Annotated in this window: 16 protein-coding genes; 9 read left to right on the forward strand and 7 right to left on the reverse strand. The window is 70.0% G+C overall.

The features are described from left to right. Positions 1-671: 671 nt before the first annotated feature. Complete coding sequence (gene dnaA, locus IE251_RS11310) at positions 672-2,573, reverse strand: chromosomal replication initiator protein DnaA (protein ID WP_189752764.1); 1,902 nt, start codon at positions 2,571-2,573, stop codon at positions 672-674. Between the two features lie 371 nt (positions 2,574-2,944). Between dnaA and rpmH the strand changes: the two genes are divergently transcribed. The 9 genes from rpmH (at position 2,945) to IE251_RS11355 (ending at position 9,873) form a co-directional block, all read left to right on the forward strand. Then, complete coding sequence (gene rpmH, locus IE251_RS11315) at positions 2,945-3,082, forward strand: 50S ribosomal protein L34 (RefSeq protein ID WP_003956500.1); 138 nt, start codon at positions 2,945-2,947, stop codon at positions 3,080-3,082. A gap of 21 nt (positions 3,083-3,103) precedes the next feature. After that, on the forward strand, positions 3,104-3,475 hold the full coding sequence (gene rnpA, locus IE251_RS11320; protein WP_078637608.1) for a ribonuclease P protein component: 372 nt from the start codon (positions 3,104-3,106) through the stop codon (positions 3,473-3,475). Continuing rightward, positions 3,472-3,837 (forward strand): membrane protein insertion efficiency factor YidD, encoded by a 366-nt coding sequence (yidD, locus tag IE251_RS11325; RefSeq protein WP_078637607.1) that lies wholly within the window; start codon positions 3,472-3,474, stop codon positions 3,835-3,837. Before rnpA ends, yidD begins: the two co-directional genes overlap by 4 nt. Positions 3,838-3,840: 3 nt before the next feature. After that, positions 3,841-5,112, forward strand: a complete 1,272-nt coding sequence (yidC, locus tag IE251_RS11330; RefSeq protein ID WP_189752765.1) for a membrane protein insertase YidC — start codon at positions 3,841-3,843, stop codon at positions 5,110-5,112. Positions 5,113-5,127: 15 nt separating this feature from the next. Next, on the forward strand, positions 5,128-5,640 hold the full coding sequence (locus IE251_RS11335; protein ID WP_030786398.1) for a Jag family protein: 513 nt from the start codon (positions 5,128-5,130) through the stop codon (positions 5,638-5,640). Positions 5,641-5,755: 115 nt separating this feature from the next. After that, positions 5,756-6,472, forward strand: coding sequence for a 16S rRNA (guanine(527)-N(7))-methyltransferase RsmG (gene rsmG, locus IE251_RS11340; protein WP_030786395.1), 717 nt, complete (start codon positions 5,756-5,758; stop codon positions 6,470-6,472). Positions 6,473-6,885: 413 nt separating this feature from the next. Further along, a complete protein-coding gene (locus IE251_RS11345) occupies positions 6,886-7,959 on the forward strand; it encodes a ParA family protein (protein WP_189752942.1) in 1,074 nt (357 codons plus the stop codon). After that, the gene (locus IE251_RS11350) at positions 7,956-9,056 is read left to right on the forward strand and encodes a ParB/RepB/Spo0J family partition protein (protein ID WP_189752766.1); all 1,101 of its coding nucleotides are present in this window, start codon (positions 7,956-7,958) and stop codon (positions 9,054-9,056) included. The genes IE251_RS11345 and IE251_RS11350 overlap by 4 nt, the downstream gene beginning before the upstream one ends. Before the next feature lie 199 nt (positions 9,057-9,255). After that, positions 9,256-9,873 carry a GNAT family N-acetyltransferase gene (locus IE251_RS11355; protein ID WP_189752767.1) on the forward strand — a complete coding sequence of 206 codons (618 nt, stop codon included), beginning with the start codon at positions 9,256-9,258 and terminating at the stop codon, positions 9,871-9,873. An 81-nt stretch (positions 9,874-9,954) separates the two neighbouring features. Here the strand turns inward: IE251_RS11355 and trxA are convergent, their stop codons facing one another. The 6 genes from trxA to murJ form a co-directional block, all read right to left on the reverse strand. Further along, entirely contained in the window at positions 9,955-10,287 is a 333-nt protein-coding gene (trxA, locus tag IE251_RS11360) for a thioredoxin (RefSeq protein WP_030786385.1), read from the reverse strand. A gap of 48 nt (positions 10,288-10,335) precedes the next feature. Beyond that, entirely contained in the window at positions 10,336-11,304 is a 969-nt protein-coding gene (trxB, locus tag IE251_RS11365) for a thioredoxin-disulfide reductase (RefSeq protein ID WP_030786383.1), read from the reverse strand. Positions 11,305-11,456: 152 nt separating this feature from the next. Further along, a complete protein-coding gene (locus IE251_RS11370) occupies positions 11,457-12,422 on the reverse strand; it encodes an anti-sigma factor family protein (protein ID WP_189752768.1) in 966 nt (321 codons plus the stop codon). Continuing rightward, on the reverse strand, positions 12,419-13,168 hold the full coding sequence (sigM, locus tag IE251_RS11375) for an RNA polymerase sigma factor SigM (RefSeq protein ID WP_189752769.1): 750 nt from the start codon (positions 13,166-13,168) through the stop codon (positions 12,419-12,421). The genes IE251_RS11370 and sigM overlap by 4 nt, the downstream gene beginning before the upstream one ends. Positions 13,169-13,194: 26 nt before the next feature. Continuing rightward, positions 13,195-14,916 carry a protein kinase family protein gene (locus tag IE251_RS11380; RefSeq protein WP_189752770.1) on the reverse strand — a complete coding sequence of 574 codons (1,722 nt, stop codon included), beginning with the start codon at positions 14,914-14,916 and terminating at the stop codon, positions 13,195-13,197. Positions 14,917-15,034: 118 nt separating this feature from the next. Further along, positions 15,035-17,383, reverse strand: coding sequence for a murein biosynthesis integral membrane protein MurJ (gene murJ / locus IE251_RS11385; protein ID WP_189752771.1), 2,349 nt, complete (start codon positions 17,381-17,383; stop codon positions 15,035-15,037). Positions 17,384-17,418: the final 35 nt, after the last annotated feature.

Raw genomic sequence — 17,418 nt, forward strand, 5'->3', positions numbered from 1 at the left:
GCGGTGAGCGGGGGCGTCGGGTTGCCGAACAGTGGACAGCCATGTGGAGAAGCCCGGGTTTGCTGGGGACAACCGCCCCCAGCCTGTGGGGTACCGGTGGAAAACGCGACGCCCGGCCTGGGGGCGAGGTAGTTATCCACAGTCTGTGGAGATCGTTCGTCCACGATTCCACAGGCCCGTGAGCTGGGTGGATGCCCTGGGGCCAGCCTCCCTGTGGACGCAGTTCGGGACAACTTCGCAGTCCCCAGTCTGTGGACGGAAGAAAGTCGCCGAATCTGTGGAGGAAGGCCGTAACCAGGCAGGTAATCGAACAAGGGATGACGGGGAGGAAACGGCTCGCGGGGCCGCATCGGGTGCTCCGGACGCTTGTCGAGGTCGTTGGAGGGCGGTCGGAGGGGCGCTGAGGGCGGTTCGAGGGGTGCTGGAAGGCGGCCTGAGGGCCGAGGCAGGGGCCTGGCTCGGCGCGTCGGGCGCCGCGTGGGATGCGGCGGGCCGCGTTCGGGTGCCGCCGCGCGCCGGGACTCCCTCGGCCTGGGAGCCCGTCGGAACCCGCCGGAGGCCGTCGGAGCCCGCCGGGGGCCTCCGTGGGCCCCGGGACGCCGGAAACGCCGGAGGGCGCCCCGGAGGCGGTGTGTGCCCCGGGACGCCCTCCGCGCCCGCGTACGGCCGGCTCAGCCGTTCTTGATGCGGTTGGTCAGCTCGGTGACCTGGTTGTAGATCGAGCGCCGCTCGGCCATCAGCGCGCGGATCTTCCGGTCGGCGTGCATCACGGTCGTGTGGTCCCGGCCGCCGAACTGCGCGCCGATCTTCGGCAGCGACAGATCCGTCAGCTCGCGGCACAGGTACATCGCGATCTGCCGCGCGGTCACCAGCGCGCGCCCGCGCGAGGTGCCGCACAGGTCCTCCACCGTCAGCCCGAAGTAGTCCGCGGTGGCCGCCATGATCGCCGTCGCGGTGATCTCCGGCGCGCTGTCCTCGCCGCCGGGGATGAGGTCCTTCAGGACGATCTCGGTCAGGCCCAGGTCCACCGGCTGCCGGTTGAGCGACGCGAACGCCGTCACCCGGATCAGCGCGCCCTCCAGCTCACGGATGTTCCGCGAGATCCGGGAGGCGATGAACTCCAGCACCTCCGGCGGCGCGTTCAGCTGCTCCTGGACCGCCTTCTTGCGCAGGATCGCGATCCGCGTCTCCAGCTCGGGCGGCTGGACGTCGGTGATCAGGCCCCACTCGAAACGGTTGCGGAGCCGGTCCTCCAGCGTGACCAGCTGCTTGGGCGGCCGGTCGCTGGAGAGCACGATCTGCTTGTTGGCGTTGTGGAGCGTGTTGAAGGTGTGGAAGAACTCCTCCTGCGTCGACTCCTTGTCCGCGAGGAACTGGATGTCGTCGACGAGCAGGATGTCCATCTCGCGGTAGCGCTTGCGGAAGCTGTCGCCCTTGCCGTCACGGATGGAGTTGATGAACTCGTTGGTGAACTCCTCCGAGCTGACGTACCGCACCCGCGTGCCCGGGTACAGACTGCGCGCGTAGTGCCCGATGGCGTGCAGCAGATGGGTCTTGCCGAGCCCGGACTCGCCGTAGATGAACAGCGGGTTGTACGCCTTCGCCGGCGCCTCGGCGACCGCGACCGCCGCCGCGTGCGCGAAGCGGTTGGAGGCGCCGATCACGAACGTGTCGAACAGGTACTTGGGGTTCAGCCGCGCGGTCGGCTCGCCGGGGCCGCTCGCGGGCGCCGGCTGCGCGGCCAGCGGGCCGGGGGCGCCGGTGGAGGGCCCGTCCGGACGGCCGGGGCCGCCGCGGTGCGCCGCCGGATCGGGCAGCTCACGGCGGACCGGATCGCGCTGGTCGTACTCGGTCCGGGACGGGTCGTACTCGCCCCGCGCGGAGTCGTAGTCGCCGCGCTGCTGCTGGTACGGCGGCCGGTCCGTGCCCTGCGGGCGGTAGTCCTGGGACGGCGCGCCGTACGCGTCCCCGCCCGAGCCGTAGCCGTCCTGGGAGGACGGCGAGGCGTACGGGTCCCGCTCGGGGAAGCCGAGCCGGGGCTGCTGCCAGGCGTAGTCGTCCTGCCCGTGGCGCGGCCAGGCGCCGGGCTCGGGCCGCTGGTACTCGGACGGGTAGACCGGGCGGACCGTGGGGAGCTGGTCGGGGCGGGCGCCCGGGAGCTGCTCGGAGTGCTGCTCGCCGCCCGGCTGCTCACCGCCACGGGACCGGCCGTAGCCCTCGTACGGCCCCGAGGGCAGCTCCGGCTCCTCGTAGCGCGGGTTCGCCGGTTGCTGGACGGGAGGCGCCGGGGGCTCGCCCGCGGAGTCGTCCACGGTGATCGCGATCCGGATGGGACGGCCGCACTCCCGGCTCAGGGTCTCGCTGACGACGGGCGCCAGACGACCCTCCAGAACGCCCTTCGCGAATTCGTTCGGCACGGCGAGAAGGGCGGTGTCGGCGACCAGCGCGAGCGGCTGGCAGCGCCGGATCCAGTGCTCGTCCTTGGTCTCCACACCCTGACCGCGGCCCTCCCCGAGCAGCTGTTCCAGTACTCGCGGCCACACTGCGGCAAGATCGGCAGGTACGTCAGCCACAGGGCACGCTCTCTCACAGGTCCCACGAACGTGTGGTTCGGGGACGGGTCGGGATGAAAATCGGGTCGGGCGGGGATAAGGGAACGAATCGGAGTCCAGCCACGGTAGTCAGCGCGGCGGGTGCGGTTCAAGTTGTTGTCCCCAGCCTGTGGACAGTGTCTCTCGGCAGCCCTCGGTTTGACCGGACGGCCCGGCCCCGCGTACCGTAACCAGGTCGAGTTGTCGATGGCTGCTGCCGCCTGCCTCCGATGGGCACAGGTCACGTCAGGTGATCGGGAAGCGGTGCACTCGGGCGTGACGCGAGCTACTCGTGGGCGCACGGTGACAGCCAGGACGGCACCCCGCCACTACCGATTTTCTGGAGCCCCCGAGTGAGCAAGCGCACCTTCCAGCCGAACAACCGTCGTCGCGCGAAGACCCACGGCTTCCGGCTGCGTATGCGCACCCGTGCCGGCCGCGCGATTCTCGCGTCCCGCCGTAGCAAGGGTCGCGCCCGTCTGTCCGCCTGATCCCGGTCAGGTCATGACATCGTGCTGCCCACCGAGAACCGGCTGAGGCGGCGCGAGGACTTCGCGACCGCGGTACGACGAGGGCGCCGGGCAGGCCGCCCGACGCTCGTCGTCCACCTTCGAAGCGGTGCCACGGACCCGCACGCGCCTGGGGAGAGCGCTCCCCCGACGCGTGCGGGTTTCGTCGTCAGCAAGGCCGTGGGTGGCGCGGTCGTGCGCAACAAAGTGAAGCGCAGACTGCGCCACCTGATGCGTGACCGAGTCGGCCTGTTCCCCCCCGGTAGCCTGGTAGTCGTACGAGCGCTGCCCGGAGCGGGCGACGCAGACCACGCACAGCTGGCCCGAGACCTGGACGCCGCCCTTCAGCGGCTACTGGGAGGGGGCGCGCGATGAAGTACCCGCTGCTGGCTCTGATCAAGCTGTACCAGTGGACGATCAGTCCGCTGCTGGGGCCGGTATGCAAGTACTACCCGTCGTGCTCCCATTACGGCTACACGGCCATCGACCGGCACGGTGCCGTCAAAGGGACCGCACTGACCGCCTGGCGCATCCTCCGGTGCAATCCGTGGTCGCCGGGCGGCGTGGACCATGTTCCGCCGCGTAAGCGTCCGCGGTGGCACGAAATGCTGCGCGACGCCTGGCGCGCACGCAGGGGCGGGTCCTCCGCCGCCGAAACGGCCACCGAAGCGAAGCCACCAACGGAGTCTCCTTCGAGCCCGGCCGCAGAGACCTCGTCCCATGCCCAAGGAGCATGATTAGTGGACACGATTGCCAGCCTTTTCAGTTTCATCACCTGGCCCGTCTCCTGGGTCATCGTCCAGTTCCACAAGGTGTACGGGGCGATCTTCGGACCTGACACCGGGTGGGCCTGGGGCCTGTCCATCGTGTCGCTGGTGATCCTGATCCGCATCTGCCTGATCCCGCTCTTCGTGAAGCAGATCAAGGCGACCCGCGCGATGCAGACGCTCCAGCCGGAGATGAAGAAGATCCAGGAGCGCTACAAGAACGACCGGCAGCGTCAGTCCGAAGAGATGATGAAGCTGTACAAGGAGTCGGGCACCAACCCGCTCTCCTCGTGCCTTCCCATCCTGGCGCAGTCCCCGTTCTTCTTCGCCCTGTACCACGTGCTCGCCGCCATCGCGTCGGGCAAGAAGATCGGTGTCATCGACGCCGGCCTGCTCGAGAGCGCGCGGAACGCGCACATCTTCGGCGCCCCGCTGGCCGCCAAGTTCTTCAGCAGCGACAGCCAGGTCAGCGCCCTGCACGCCTCGCTGACCGACGTCCGCATCGTGACCGCGATCATGATCGTGCTGATGTCGGCGTCGCAGTTCTACACGCAGCGCCAGCTGATGACGAAGAACGTCGACACCACCGTGAAGACGCCGTTCATGCAGCAGCAGAAGATGCTGATGTACGTCTTCCCGATCATGTTCGCCGTCCTCGGTGTGAACTTCCCGGTCGGTGTCCTCATCTACTGGCTGACCACGAACGTGTGGACCATGGGCCAGCAGATGTACGTCATCCACAACAACCCGACCCCGGGTTCCAAGGCCCAGGCCGCCTACCTGGAGCGCCTGACCAAGCACGTCACGCAGCACGGCAAGATCCGTCGGCGCAGCGAGAAGGCCATCGTGAAGGCGATCGTCGCCAAGGGCCGTGACCGCAACGAGTTCGAGCGCAAGTTCGTCAACGCGCTCAACAAGGCCGGTCTCGCCGCCCAGGCCGACGGCACCGTGACGAAGAGTGTGGCCCAGGCCGCGGCACAGACCGAGGACGGCGCTGCCGCCGGTACCGACACGGCCGCCGCCGCCCGGCGCCAGCAGCCCAAGCGCCAGAGCAAGTCCCAGCGTCAGTCCGGCGCGGCCAAGACGGGTGACTCCCCGTCGCTGGAGAAGTCCGACGCACCGCAGGACGCCAAGCCCGCGGCTGCCAAGCAGCCCCAGAAGTCCGGCTCCGGCACCCGCAGCAAGGCCCAGTCCGGCCAGCGCAAGGGTGGCCCGCAGCGGCCCAAGTCCCCGTCCAAGAAGTAAGAAGGAGCCCATCCCGTGACGGAAGGCACCACCTCCGCCGCTGCCGAGGGTGCAGACACCCTCACCCGCCTGGAGCAGGAGGGTGAGATCGCGGCGGACTACCTGGAGGGTCTGCTGGACATCGCCGACCTCGACGGCGACATCGACATGGACGTCGAGGCCGACCGCGCCTCCGTGTCGATCATCAGCGACACCGGCAGCCGTGACCTGCAGAAGCTGGTCGGCAGGGACGGCGAGGTGCTGGAGGCACTGCAGGAGCTGACGCGGCTGGCCGTGCACCGGGAAACCGGTGACCGCAGCCGGCTGATGCTGGACATCGCGGGCTACCGCGCCAAGAAACGCTCCGAGCTGTCCGAGCTGGGCGCCAAGGCCGCCGCCGAGGTCAAGAGCACCGGCGAGCCCGTGAAGCTCAAGCCGATGACCCCGTTCGAGCGCAAGGTCGTGCACGACGCGGTCAAGGCCGCGGGGCTGCGCAGCGAGTCCGAGGGCGAGGAGCCGCAGCGCTTCGTCGTCGTGCTGCCCGCCTGATCGGCCCCCGTTCCACCGGCCCCGTCTGTTGAGCAGGCGGGGCCGAACTTTGTCAGCCTGGTAGTTCTGGTGGCCGGTGCGCGAAGCGCCGGCGCTGTACGGAAGGACGGTCCCCGTGACGGAGGCAGCGGAGCTTCCCCCCGCGCCCGAGCAGGCGCGGGAAGTGTTTGGTGAGCGCTTCGCCGATGCGGTCCGCTATGCGGAGCTGCTCGCCGAGGCAGGCGTACAGCGCGGTCTGATCGGTCCGCGGGAAGTGCCCCGCCTGTGGGAGCGGCACCTGCTGAACTGTGCGGTGCTCTCCGAGGCCGTTCCGGAGGGGGTGACTGTCTGCGACGTCGGCTCCGGTGCGGGGCTGCCGGGCATCCCGCTGGCCCTGGTCCGCGACGACCTCAACATCACCCTGCTGGAACCCCTGCTGCGGCGCACCAACTTCCTCACCGAGGTCGTCGAACTGCTCGGCCTGGACCATGTCACCGTGGTGCGCGGCCGGGCCGAGGAGGTCATGGGCAAGCTGCCGCCGGTCCATGTGGTGACGGCACGGGCCGTGGCCCCGCTGGACCGCCTGGCCACCTGGGGCATCCCGCTGCTGCGCCCGTACGGCGAGATGCTCGCGCTCAAGGGGGACACCGCCGAGGAGGAGCTGAAGGCGGCGGCCACCGCGCTGAGCAAGCTCGGGGCGGTGGAGACGTCCATCCTGCATGTGGGTGAGGGCGTGGTGGACCCGATGTCCACCGTGGTGCGGGTCGAGGTCGGGGAGAGCCCGGGCGGTGTGCGCTTCGCCGCCAAGCGAGCCAAGGCCGCCCGCACCGGTCGGGCCCGGCGACGCCGGTGAGTCGGAGGACGGGTGGGCGTCGGTGGGCCGCAGGGCCGGCCGACGCTGACCCGTCCTGACGACGGAACGTACTCCACACAAGCTGCCGAACCCGGGCGAGCCGGAGTGTCGCAAAGGTCCGGTCGCAGCGGCTGTGCATCGTGTTTCACGTGAAACGTCGCTCACTGCTGCACGGCATCATCAGTCGTGGCCGCGCTGCGGCCGAACCGCGCGACCGGAAGCCCCTCGGTGCTCTCGGAGAGGATCCCGTTTCCCCGGAGGTCCTGTCCCGCTCTTCGGAGGCTTCGCCCCGCTCCCCGGAGATTCCGCCCCGCTTTCCGGAGGCTTCGTCCCTCTTCAGGGGCACGGAGTTGTCCACAGAGGTGGATTTCTCCACAGATGGCCAGGCCTCACTGGTTCACGACCCCGAAGACATGGGAGGCTCTGTTCATCGCGAGCCTGAAGTCGAGGAGAGTGAATCCTTGCGGTCCGACGCCAACATCGCGGGACCGATGACCGATCCGGTCCCCGGTCCCCGTACCGAGTCGATGGGAGCGGATGTTTCACGTGAAACACCGCCCCCGATGGACGACACTCCCATCGGTCGAGCGGCCCAACTGGCGGTGGAGGCTCTCGGCCGCGCCGGCGCAGGCCTGCCGCGACCGGAGCAGACCCGAGTCATCGTGGTCGCCAACCAGAAGGGCGGCGTGGGCAAGACAACGACGACCGTCAACCTTGCCGCCTCGCTGGCTCTGCATGGTGGCCGGGTCCTGGTGATCGACCTCGACCCGCAGGGCAACGCGTCCACCGCCCTCGGGATCGACCACCACGCCGAAGTGCCTTCCATCTACGACGTGTTGGTGGAGAGCAAGCCTCTTGCCGAGGTGGTCCAGCCCGTCATCGATGTCGAGGGCCTCTTCTGCGCCCCGGCCACCATCGATCTCGCCGGTGCGGAGATCGAGCTGGTGTCCCTGGTGGCCCGGGAGAGCCGGCTGCAACGGGCCATCCAGGCGTACGAGCAGCCGTTGGACTACATCCTCATCGACTGCCCGCCCTCGCTGGGCCTGTTGACGGTCAACGCGCTCGTCGCGGGCGCCGAGGTGCTGATCCCGATCCAGTGCGAGTACTACGCGCTGGAGGGCCTCGGCCAGCTCCTGCGCAACGTCGACTTGGTGCGGGGGCACCTCAACCCCACCCTGCATGTGTCGACCATCCTGCTCACCATGTATGACGGCCGGACGCGTCTCGCCTCCCAGGTCGCGGAAGAGGTGCGCAGCCACTTCGGTGACGAGGTGCTGCGGACGAGCATTCCCCGCTCGGTCCGTATCTCCGAGGCACCGAGTTACGGGCAGACGGTGCTGACCTACGATCCAGGATCGAGCGGCGCGCTGTCGTACCTTGAGGCGGCCCGGGAAATCGCGCTGAGGGGCGTCGGCATCAGCTATGACGCGAGCCAGGCCCACATCGGCGCCCAGAAAGACCAGAGCATGGTGGAGGGGATTCAGTGAGTGAGCGACGGAGGGGTCTGGGCCGTGGTCTCGGCGCACTGATCCCTGCTGCCCCGACCGAGAGGACGCCGGCCTCCGCGGCGCTGGGGGGTGGAGGCTCCGCCTCCCCCGCGGCCGTCCCGGTGCTGACCGGTGACCGCGGAGTGGCCGCGGCCAAGGTGGCCACGCTGCCGCCCGCCGCACAGGACATCGAGGCGGTTCCGGCGAGCCCCGCCGTCGAGGTGCCGGCAGCCCCGGTGGGCGCCCACTTCGCCGAGATCCCCCTGGACGCCATCACACCGAACCCGCGCCAGCCGCGCGAGATCTTCGACGAGGACGCGCTTCAGGAGCTGGTCACCTCCATCAAGGAGGTCGGCCTTCTGCAGCCCGTCGTGGTGCGGCAGCTGGGGCCCGGCCGGTATGAGCTGATCATGGGCGAGCGCCGCTGGCGCGCGTGCCGTGAGGCCGGTCTCCAGGCTATCCCGGCCATCGTGCGGGCCACGGAGGACGAGAAGCTCCTCCTGGACGCACTGCTGGAGAACCTGCACCGTGCGCAGCTGAACCCGATCGAAGAGGCCGCTGCCTACGACCAGCTGCTGAAGGACTTCAACTGCACCCACGACCAGCTGGCCGACCGGATCGGGCGCTCCCGCCCGCAGGTCTCCAACACGCTGCGTCTGCTGAAGCTGTCGCCGACCGTCCAGAAGCGGGTGGCCGCCGGGGTGCTCTCGGCCGGTCACGCCCGGGCGCTGCTGGCCGTGGAGGACTCCGAGGAACAGGACCGGCTGGCCCACCGGATCGTCGCCGAGGGTCTGTCGGTGCGGTCCGTGGAAGAGATCGTGACCCTGATGGGCTCACGGCCTCAGAAGGCCTCGCGCTCCCGGGGTCCCCGGGCCGGTTCCGTGCCTTCCCCGGCGCTGAACGAGCTGGCCACCCGGCTCTCGGACCGGTTCGAGACCCGGGTGAAGGTCGAGCTGGGGCAGAAGAAGGGCAAGATCACCGTAGAGTTCGCCTCCGCCGAGGATCTCGAAAGGATCCTCAGCACGCTCGCCCCGGGTGAGAGGCTGGCCCTCCAGAAGAGCCTTCAGGACGGCGACGGCGACGAGACGCAGGACTGATTCCCGATCGTTCGTGCCTTTCGGGGCAGTGGAGCGGGCCGTGTCCGGTGTGTACCGGAACACGGCCCGCTCTTTGCTTTGGCACGGTATCGAGTGAATCGGATCGTGGATACGATGCGATCAGCTAGGGCATATCCACCGGTCAGCAGCTGACAGCCGCTCGCGATGCGGCGGGCGAAGGAAGCGAGGATCAGCCTTCATGGGGCGTCGGCTCGTGCCGCTCACGCTGGACAACCTTCAGGATCTTCCCCATCGCTGTCGCTCCTGTGTCTTCTGGGAGCTTGACCCCGTCAGCGGCGAGGCGGCGGTGGCGGCGGGCACCACCGCGCTGGAGAAGGAAGCCTGGATCTCCGCCGTCCTGCTGGACTGGGGATCGTGCGGACGGGTGGTCTACGTCGACGACGTCCCGGCGGGTTTCGTGCTCTACGCCCCGCCGGCCTATGTGCCGCGGTCGACGGCCTTCCCCACGAGCCCGGTCTCGCCGGACGCCGTGCAATTGATCACCGGCTCCGTCCTGCCTGGCTATCAGGGGCAGGGCCTGGGCCGGGTGCTGGTGCAGACGGTGGCCAAGGATCTGCTGCGCCGGGGCTTCAAGGCGGTCGAGGCGTTCGGGGACGCCCGCTGGGAGCAGCCCGCCTGTCTGCTGCCCGCCGACCATCTGCTGGCCGTGGGCTTCAAGACGGTCCGGCAGCATCCCGCCCATCCGCGGCTGCGGCTGGAGCTGCGGTCCACGCTCTCCTGGAAGGAAGACGTGGAGATGGCACTCGACCGGCTTCTGGGAGCGGTCCAGAAGGAACCCGCGCTGAGGCCGCTGTAGCGAGAGGCCGCTGTAGCGCCCCCTATAACGCCGATGGGGCCGACCCAACCGGGACGGCCCCATCGTGTTTCACGTGAAACATCACTTCGTGATGAACTCGTCCAGGTCGCGCAGGAGCGCCGCCTTCGGCTTGGCGCCCACGATCGTCTTGGCGACATCGCCGCCCTGGTACACGTTCAGGGTGGGGATGGACATGACGCCGTACTTGGCGGCCGTGTTCGGGTTCTCGTCGATGTTGAGCTTGACGATCTGGATCTTGTCACCGTGCTCGGCCGCGATCGCCTCCAGGGACGGGGCGATCATGCGGCACGGACCGCACCACTCGGCCCAGAAGTCCACCAGAACGGGCTTGTCGCTCTTGAGGACCTCCTCCTCGAAGGTCGCGTCGGTCACAGTCTTCACGTTGCCGGCCACAGTGGGCTCCTTACCTCGGTTACGCGGTGGGGCGGGGAAAGGGGAAGGTCAGACAGTCGTCTTCTCGGGCTCCGCCTGGTCCTCGTCCGCGAGGGCGGCGAGGTACCGCTCGGCGTCCAGAGCGGCGGCGCAGCCGGTACCGGCCGCGGTGATCGCCTGGCGGTAGGTGTGGTCGACCACGTCACCGGCGGCGAACACACCGGTCACGTTGGTACGGGTGGACGGCGAGGCGACCTTCAGGTAGCCCTCCTCGTCCAGGTCCAGCTGGCCCTTGAACAGCTCGGTGCGCGGGTCGTGACCGATGGCGATGAACAGGCCCGTCACGGGCAGCTCGGACAGCTCGCCGGTCTTGACGTTCCGCAGCTTCAGACCGGAGAGCTTCTGGTCGCCCTGGATCTCGGCGACCTCGCTGTCCCAGACGAACTTGATCTTCGGGTCGCCGAAGGCACGCTCCTGCATCGCCTTGGAGGCGCGCAGGGTGTCCCGGCGGTGGACGATCGTGACCGACTTGGCGAACCGCGAGAGGAACGTGGCCTCCTCCATCGCGGTGTCGCCGCCGCCGATCACGGCGATGTCGTGCTCCTTGAAGAAGAACCCGTCACAGGTGGCGCACCAGGAGACACCACGGCCCGACAGCATGTCCTCGTTCGGCAGGCCCAGCTTGCGGTGCTGGGAGCCGGTGGTGACGATGACGGCCTTCGCCCGGTGGACGGTGCCCGCGGTGTCGGTGACGGTCTTGATCTCACCGGTCAGATCGACGGCGACGATGTCGTCCGGAACGAGTTCGGCACCGAAGCGTTCGGCCTGGGCGCGCATGTTGTCCATGAGGTCCGGCCCCATGATGCCGTCGCGGAAGCCCGGGAAGTTCTCCACCTCGGTGGTGTTCATCAGCGCACCGCCCGCGGTGACGGCGCCTTCGAACACCAGGGGCTTCAGCGATGCACGGGCGGTGTACAGCGCCGCCGTGTAGCCTGCGGGCCCGGAGCCGATGATGATCACGTTACGGACATCGCTCACGGCTTGATTCCTCGTCTCTGGTCTGCGTCAGTCGACCGGCGGGAGCCCCTTTCGGGACTCTCACCCCACCCAACGGATCCTACGGGGCGTGCATTCCCGGTGTGTCCGGGCACACGCCTGCCCCGGGGCGCCCGAAGGAGTGGTCCACCGGCCTAGGGACGAGCGAGGGACTGCTTCAGCAGGACCCTGCCGGCCGACGAGGGCTGGTGCTGTACGCAGGACGCGTCGACCACGTAGGCCATGACCCGCGCGTTGTCACGGTCGTCGGCCACCACGACGAGATAGGCCGACCTGCCCGCGTACGTTCCCGTCTTGGCCGCGAGCACGTCGGCGCTCTGCCGGAGCGTCTGCCGGACACAGTCGGGGACCGGGACAGCGGTCTGGATCAAAGTGTTGGGTCCCTCAGTGGACCCGAAGGACCGAGTCCCGTCGTCCGGGCGCTGCCGGGGCCTGTCACCACCGTGTGGCAGCTTCTTCTCGGCGGTGAGAAGGGAATGGACCTGGTTCTCCAGGCTGTCGCCGGAGAAGGTGCCGGCCGAGGCGGTCGGTGTGCCATGGGCCGACGGATGGTCGGAGGTGCCGGACAGGGACGTCACGAGCAGGCTTCCGGCGCCCAGGACCGCGGCCGTGAGAACGGTGCCAAGAGCGATCCGGCCGCGTCGCCGGCCGCGCCCGGTTCCCTTGCGCCCCGGCCCGGTCGCGGCACGGGGGCGCCCTGAGGGGCGGTCGGCGAATTGATCCGCTGGACGCTCGGCGCGGGGGTCCGCGGCGAGCGATGTTTCACGTGAAACATGACCCGTGGCGTCCTCGGCACCGACATTGCGCGCGCGTTCGGCACCGGCATCGCGCGCGTCCTGCGCACCGGCGTTCCGCGCGGCCTCGGCGGCGAGGGCGGCGTCCAGGCGTACGGCGATGTCATCAGGCATGCGTTCCGGCTCCGGCATGGAGCCGAGCAGGCCCCGGATCTCCTCCAGCGAGGCGTACACATCCGCGCAGGAGGCGCATCCGTCCAGGTGGCGCCGCACGTCCCTGTCCCGGTCGGGTGTGAGCAGGCCCTCGGTGAGGTCGGAGATCTCCGTGACGTCCGGGTGCCCGGTCGTGTCCGTCGTCGATGTCACACCCGTCCACCTCCGCCCTTCACTACGGCTGAATCGCTCGGTCCCGCGTCCTGGGAACGTCCGCTCGGTGACCCTGTCGCCGGTGGGACGGACGGCCCTGGCCGCCGGTTCCGTCCCGGGTCGTTTTCCTTCGCGTCCCCGGTACCGCCCGGCCGTGGGCCTCCGGCGCGTTCGGGCCGCAGGTGCGTGAGCAGGGGCAGCAGTCTGGCCCGGCCCCGGGCGCACCGGCTCTTCACCGTCCCCGTCGGCACATCCAGGATCCGCGCGGCCTCGGCCACGGGATACCCCTGCATGTCCACCAGGACCAGAGCGGCGCGCTGTTCCGGCGGAAGGGTGCCGAGCGCTTCGAGGAGCTGACGGTGTACGTCCTTCCGCTCGGCCGGCGCCGAGGCGGACTCGTGCGGCTCCAGCAACTGCTCCAGCCGCTCGGTGTCGTCCACCGGAGCCGTTTTGCGGGAGGCGGCCTTGCGCGCCCGGTCCAGGCAGGCGTTCACCGTGATCCGGTGCAGCCAGGTCGTGACGGCCGACTGGCCCCGGAAGGTGTGGGCGGCCCGGTAGGCCGACACCAAGGCGTCCTGAACGGCGTCCGCCGCCTCTTCACGGTCCCCCAGCGTCCGCAGGGCCACGGCCCAGAGCCGGTCCCGGTGCCGTCGTACGATCTCGCCGAAGGCCTCCGGGTCGCCGTCCACATGGCGGGCGAGCAGGTCCCGGTCGCCCACTCCGTCGTATCCGGCGCCCTCCGCCATCTGCCTCCTCCGGTCGGGGTGAGACGTCAGCCTGTGAACTTCACTTCGCCGATGGCCTGCTTGTAACCCGCACGGGAGTACAGGGTGGAGTCGTAGCCCGAATTCGGTACGGCCGTCAGCCAGACGAGGACGTACTGCGTCTTGACCTGCTTGGCCACCTTCACCGTGGCGGTGGTGCCCGTGGTCGTCGCGCTGCCGATTTTCGTCATGGAGTCCAACGAGGCCGGGGTCAGCGAGTCCGTGGCGTACAGCTCGACCGTCGTGTGGTCGCCGCCGTAGCGCAGATCGAGGGTGGCCGTGCTGACCTGCTTGGCCGAGCCGAGGTCGTACACGATGCCGACGCCCGGCTTGTACGGCGCGATCGTGGGGCCTTCGTTGAAGCTCTTGGTCTTCCAGTACGTCGACGCGTCACCGTCGTAGGTGTTGGGGACGTTGCCGGGGCTCTGGGCGCCACCCTTGGCGACGAACTCCTGGCCGTTCTGGATCTTTATCGGAACCGGCTTCGGCTTCACGGCGTTCTTGCCGCCGCCGTCCGTGGTCTGGCTCTTGTTGGTGTCGTCCGGCTTGTCGCCGCTGTTCATCAGGGCGTCCGCCAGCTGCCAGCTGCCCAGGCCCAGCGCGGCGATGAGCAGGGCCGACACCGCCCACTTCAGGGCCTTGCCGGTGCGGCTCTGCAACGGGGGCGGCGGGGGCACGATGGGCTGGGTGGCACCGGCGTGCGCGGCCGGGCGGCCGTAGCTGCCCTGCTGGTAGGTCGTGCGCTGGTAGTCCGGCGGCGCCGTGAACGCGGGCTCGGGCGGGCGGATGCGCGGCATCTCGCCGATCGCCTTCACCAGCTCCTCCGGCGTGGTGCACGGCGCCTCGTGCCGGGACGCGGTGGCGCCGTCGTTGACCAGGGCGCGCATGGACAGCTCGGACAGCCCGCGGTGCACACCGGCCCGCACCTGGTCCGGGGGGATGAGACCGATGTCCTTGGGCAGGCCGGCCAGGCCATAGGCGTCGTTCTCGTACGGCCAGCGCTGGGTCAGCGCGGCGTACAGCAGGGCACCGATCGCCTCGGTGTCGGCGCGTTGCGGGGTGGCGGAGCTGATGCCGCGCAGCGCCGCGTTCACGGCGAGGCCGCGGATGCGCCACTGGCCGGTGGAGGTGCGCAGGACGGCGTTCGGGTTCAGCCGCAGATGGGCGAGGCCTTCCCGGTGCGCTGCTGCCATGGCCGCGGCGACCTGACTGACCATCTGGTAGGCGTCGTGCGGTTCCAGCGGACCGCCGGTGAGGAGGGTGGACAGCTCGGTGGCGTCGGGCAGCCACTCGTGGACGACGTAGACGAGGTCGTTCTCCTCGACGGCGTCGAGGACCTGGACGAAGCGGGGGTCGCCGAGGAGCGCGGAGGAACGGGCGGCGGCGAGGACGGAGCGGGCCCGGGCGTGGTCCGCGGGCAGGACGTGGACGCCGACGGCCCGGCGGAGCTTCTCGTCGACCGCACGCCAGCTGCTGAACCCGTCCAGACGGGTGACGCACTCCTCCAGCCGGTAGCGCCGGGCGAGCTTGTGACCGCTGTGCAACTCCGGCGCGGAGGCCTTCCGTCCGGGGCCCTCGGTGCCGCCGCTCCCCTGCGCCTCGTCGCTGTCCGTGTCCCGCTCCGGGTCATTGGCCACCCCGTCGGCCGTGGACTGGTCCGCCTTCGCGGTCAGCGGTTGCTCACCGCTGTTGTCTGCCACGTCGACGGCAGCTGTGCTCCGTTCCGCCACCGTCGTCCCTGCCTCCCCATCCGTTGCACGCTGTCCGACGCCGAAACCAATTGTGCCCACAGTCCGCCGCTATGCACGACACGCGGCGGCGGACGATGGTTGTGCGCCTACCCTCGCCTCAGCGCCCCAGACGTCCCCGCACCATTCCGACGAGCGAGTTGAGTTCCTCGATGCGCATCCGCCGGGCGGCGACGAAGAAGACGCCGAACAGGACGGCACCGCCGGCGATCAGCGCGGCGAAGGAGCCGACGACGCCCAGGCCCAGAGTGTGTCCGACGCCGTAGCAGGCCGCGCCGCTGAGCAGGGCGGCCGGCACCGAGGCGATGCCCAGGCGCGCGTACGTACGCAGCACCCGGGCCCCGTCCAGATCCCCGCCCAGCCGCTTGCGCAGCCGGCGCCAGGCGATGCCCACCCCGATGGCGTAGGCGAGACCGTAGGCGGCGGCCATGCCCGCGACCGCCCAGCGCGTCGGCAGCACGAAGTAGCACAGGGCCGACACGCCGGCGTTGACGGCGGCCACGATGACCGTGTTGTAGAAGGGGGTGCGGGTGTCCTCGTAGGCGTAGAAGGCACGCAGAACGACGTACTGCACGGAGTAGGGGATCAGGCCGAGGCCGAAGGCCATCAGCATGTAACCCATGTTGGTGGCCGCGCCCGTGCCGGCGGAGCCGAAGATCAGCGTGCACATCGGGACGCCGAGCGAGACGAACCCGAAGGCGATGGGCACGATGGCGACGGCGGTGGTGCGCAGGCCCTGGGAGATGTCGTCGCGGACGGCGCCCGTGTCGTTCTCGGAGGCCGAGCGCGAGATCCGCGGCAGCAGCGCGGCCATCAGGGACACGGTGATGATCGCCTGCGGCAGGCCCCAGATCAGCTGGGCGTTGGCGTAGGCGGCGAAGCCGGTGCCCTTGACGCCGGAGTCCGCGCCGGCGGCGGTCGACAGCTGGGTCACGACCATGGCGCCCGCCTGGTTGGCGAGGACGAACAGGACCGTCCACTTGGCGAGCATCGCGGCCTTGCCCAGGCCGTGACCCTTCCAGTCGAAGCGCGGCCGGATCCGGAAGCCGGTCTCGCGCAGGTAGGGGATCATCGCCAGGGCCTGGACGACCAGGCCGAGCAGCACACCGACGCCGAGCAGCCGCTGGCCCTCCGGCGGGATGGTGGTGACGTCCATGTGGGAGTTGGCGGCGGTGCCGTAGACCCAGATGAACATGCCGAGCGTCACGATGATGACGATGTTGTTCAGGACCGGGGTCCACATCATCGCGCCGAACTTCCCGCGCGCGTTGAGGATCTGCCCCATCACCACGTGGATGCCCATGAAGAAGATCGAGGGCAGGAAGTAGCGGGTGAAGGTGACCGCGACCTCGTTGGCCGCGGGGTCGCTGGCCACGGGGTTGGCCAGCAGCCGCACCAGCAGCGGCGCGGCGAACATCGCGAGCCCGGTGAGCGCGGCCAGCGCGACCATCACCAGGGTCAGCAGCCGGTTGGCGAAGGCCTCGCCGCCGTCCTCGTCCTCCTTCATGGAGCGCACGAGCTGGGGCACGAACACGGAGTTCAGGCCGCCGCCGACGGTGAGGATGTAGATCATGGTCGGCAGCTGGTACGCCACCTGGAAGGAGTCGGCGAGGAAGCCGAGGCCGAGCGCGGCGGCGATCAGCGCGGAGCGGATGAAACCGGTCAGGCGGGAGACCATCGTGCCCGCCGCCATCACGGCGCTGGACTTCAGCAGCCCGGCGGCCTTCCCGCCCTTCTTCGCGGGAGCCACCGGCGCCACCGGAGCCACGGCACCGGCGGGGGTGTCACCCGACGCGGGGACCTCCGGCTGGCCCGGGTCCGCCGCGACGGCCGGCGCGGGATCCACGGACTGCGCCGGATATCCGGGCGCGGAGGGACCGGCCGGGTATCCGCCGGCGTACGCGTGACCCTGCTGGAGGCTCTGCCCGTACTGCTGCGGGTACTGGCCGGAGGCGGCCGGGGGATCCATCGGCGCGTGTCCGCCGCTGTGCTGCTGGTCCTTGAAGAGGTGCGCGAAGGCGTCCGGCTCGTGGTACTCCTCGCCGGAGTGCGTGACCAGGTCGTCCACGCCCACGAACTGGGTCGTGCGCGGGTCCTCGCCGTATGGCAGGTACTGGGTGGCGGCGGCGCCCGGCTCGGGCGCGGGCGGCTGTGCCCACACGCGGGGGTCGGGCGCGTAGGGCGACTGGGCGGGCGGTGCGTACAGCGGCTGCTGGCCTTCGTACGAGCCCGGGGGTGGTGGCGGGTGCGCGGCACGGTCGTAGAGCGCCTCGGCGACCGGGTCCTGGGCGGCCAGGTCGTGCGCCCGGTAGGGGTCCTGCTCGTAGGCGTCCTGGAGATACATGTCCGCCGCGTGCTGCGGCGGCACCTGGCCGGGCTCGGGCGGCGGCTCGGGGTAGCCCGAGCCGGCCGCGCCCTGGCCGCGGTCACCGTCGTACGGCGCGTTCATGCTTACCCCACCTCATCGTCCCGGGCCCACCGGCC

Source organism: Streptomyces eurythermus (assembly GCF_014649115.1).
GTDB lineage: Bacteria > Actinomycetota > Actinomycetes > Streptomycetales > Streptomycetaceae > Streptomyces > Streptomyces eurythermus.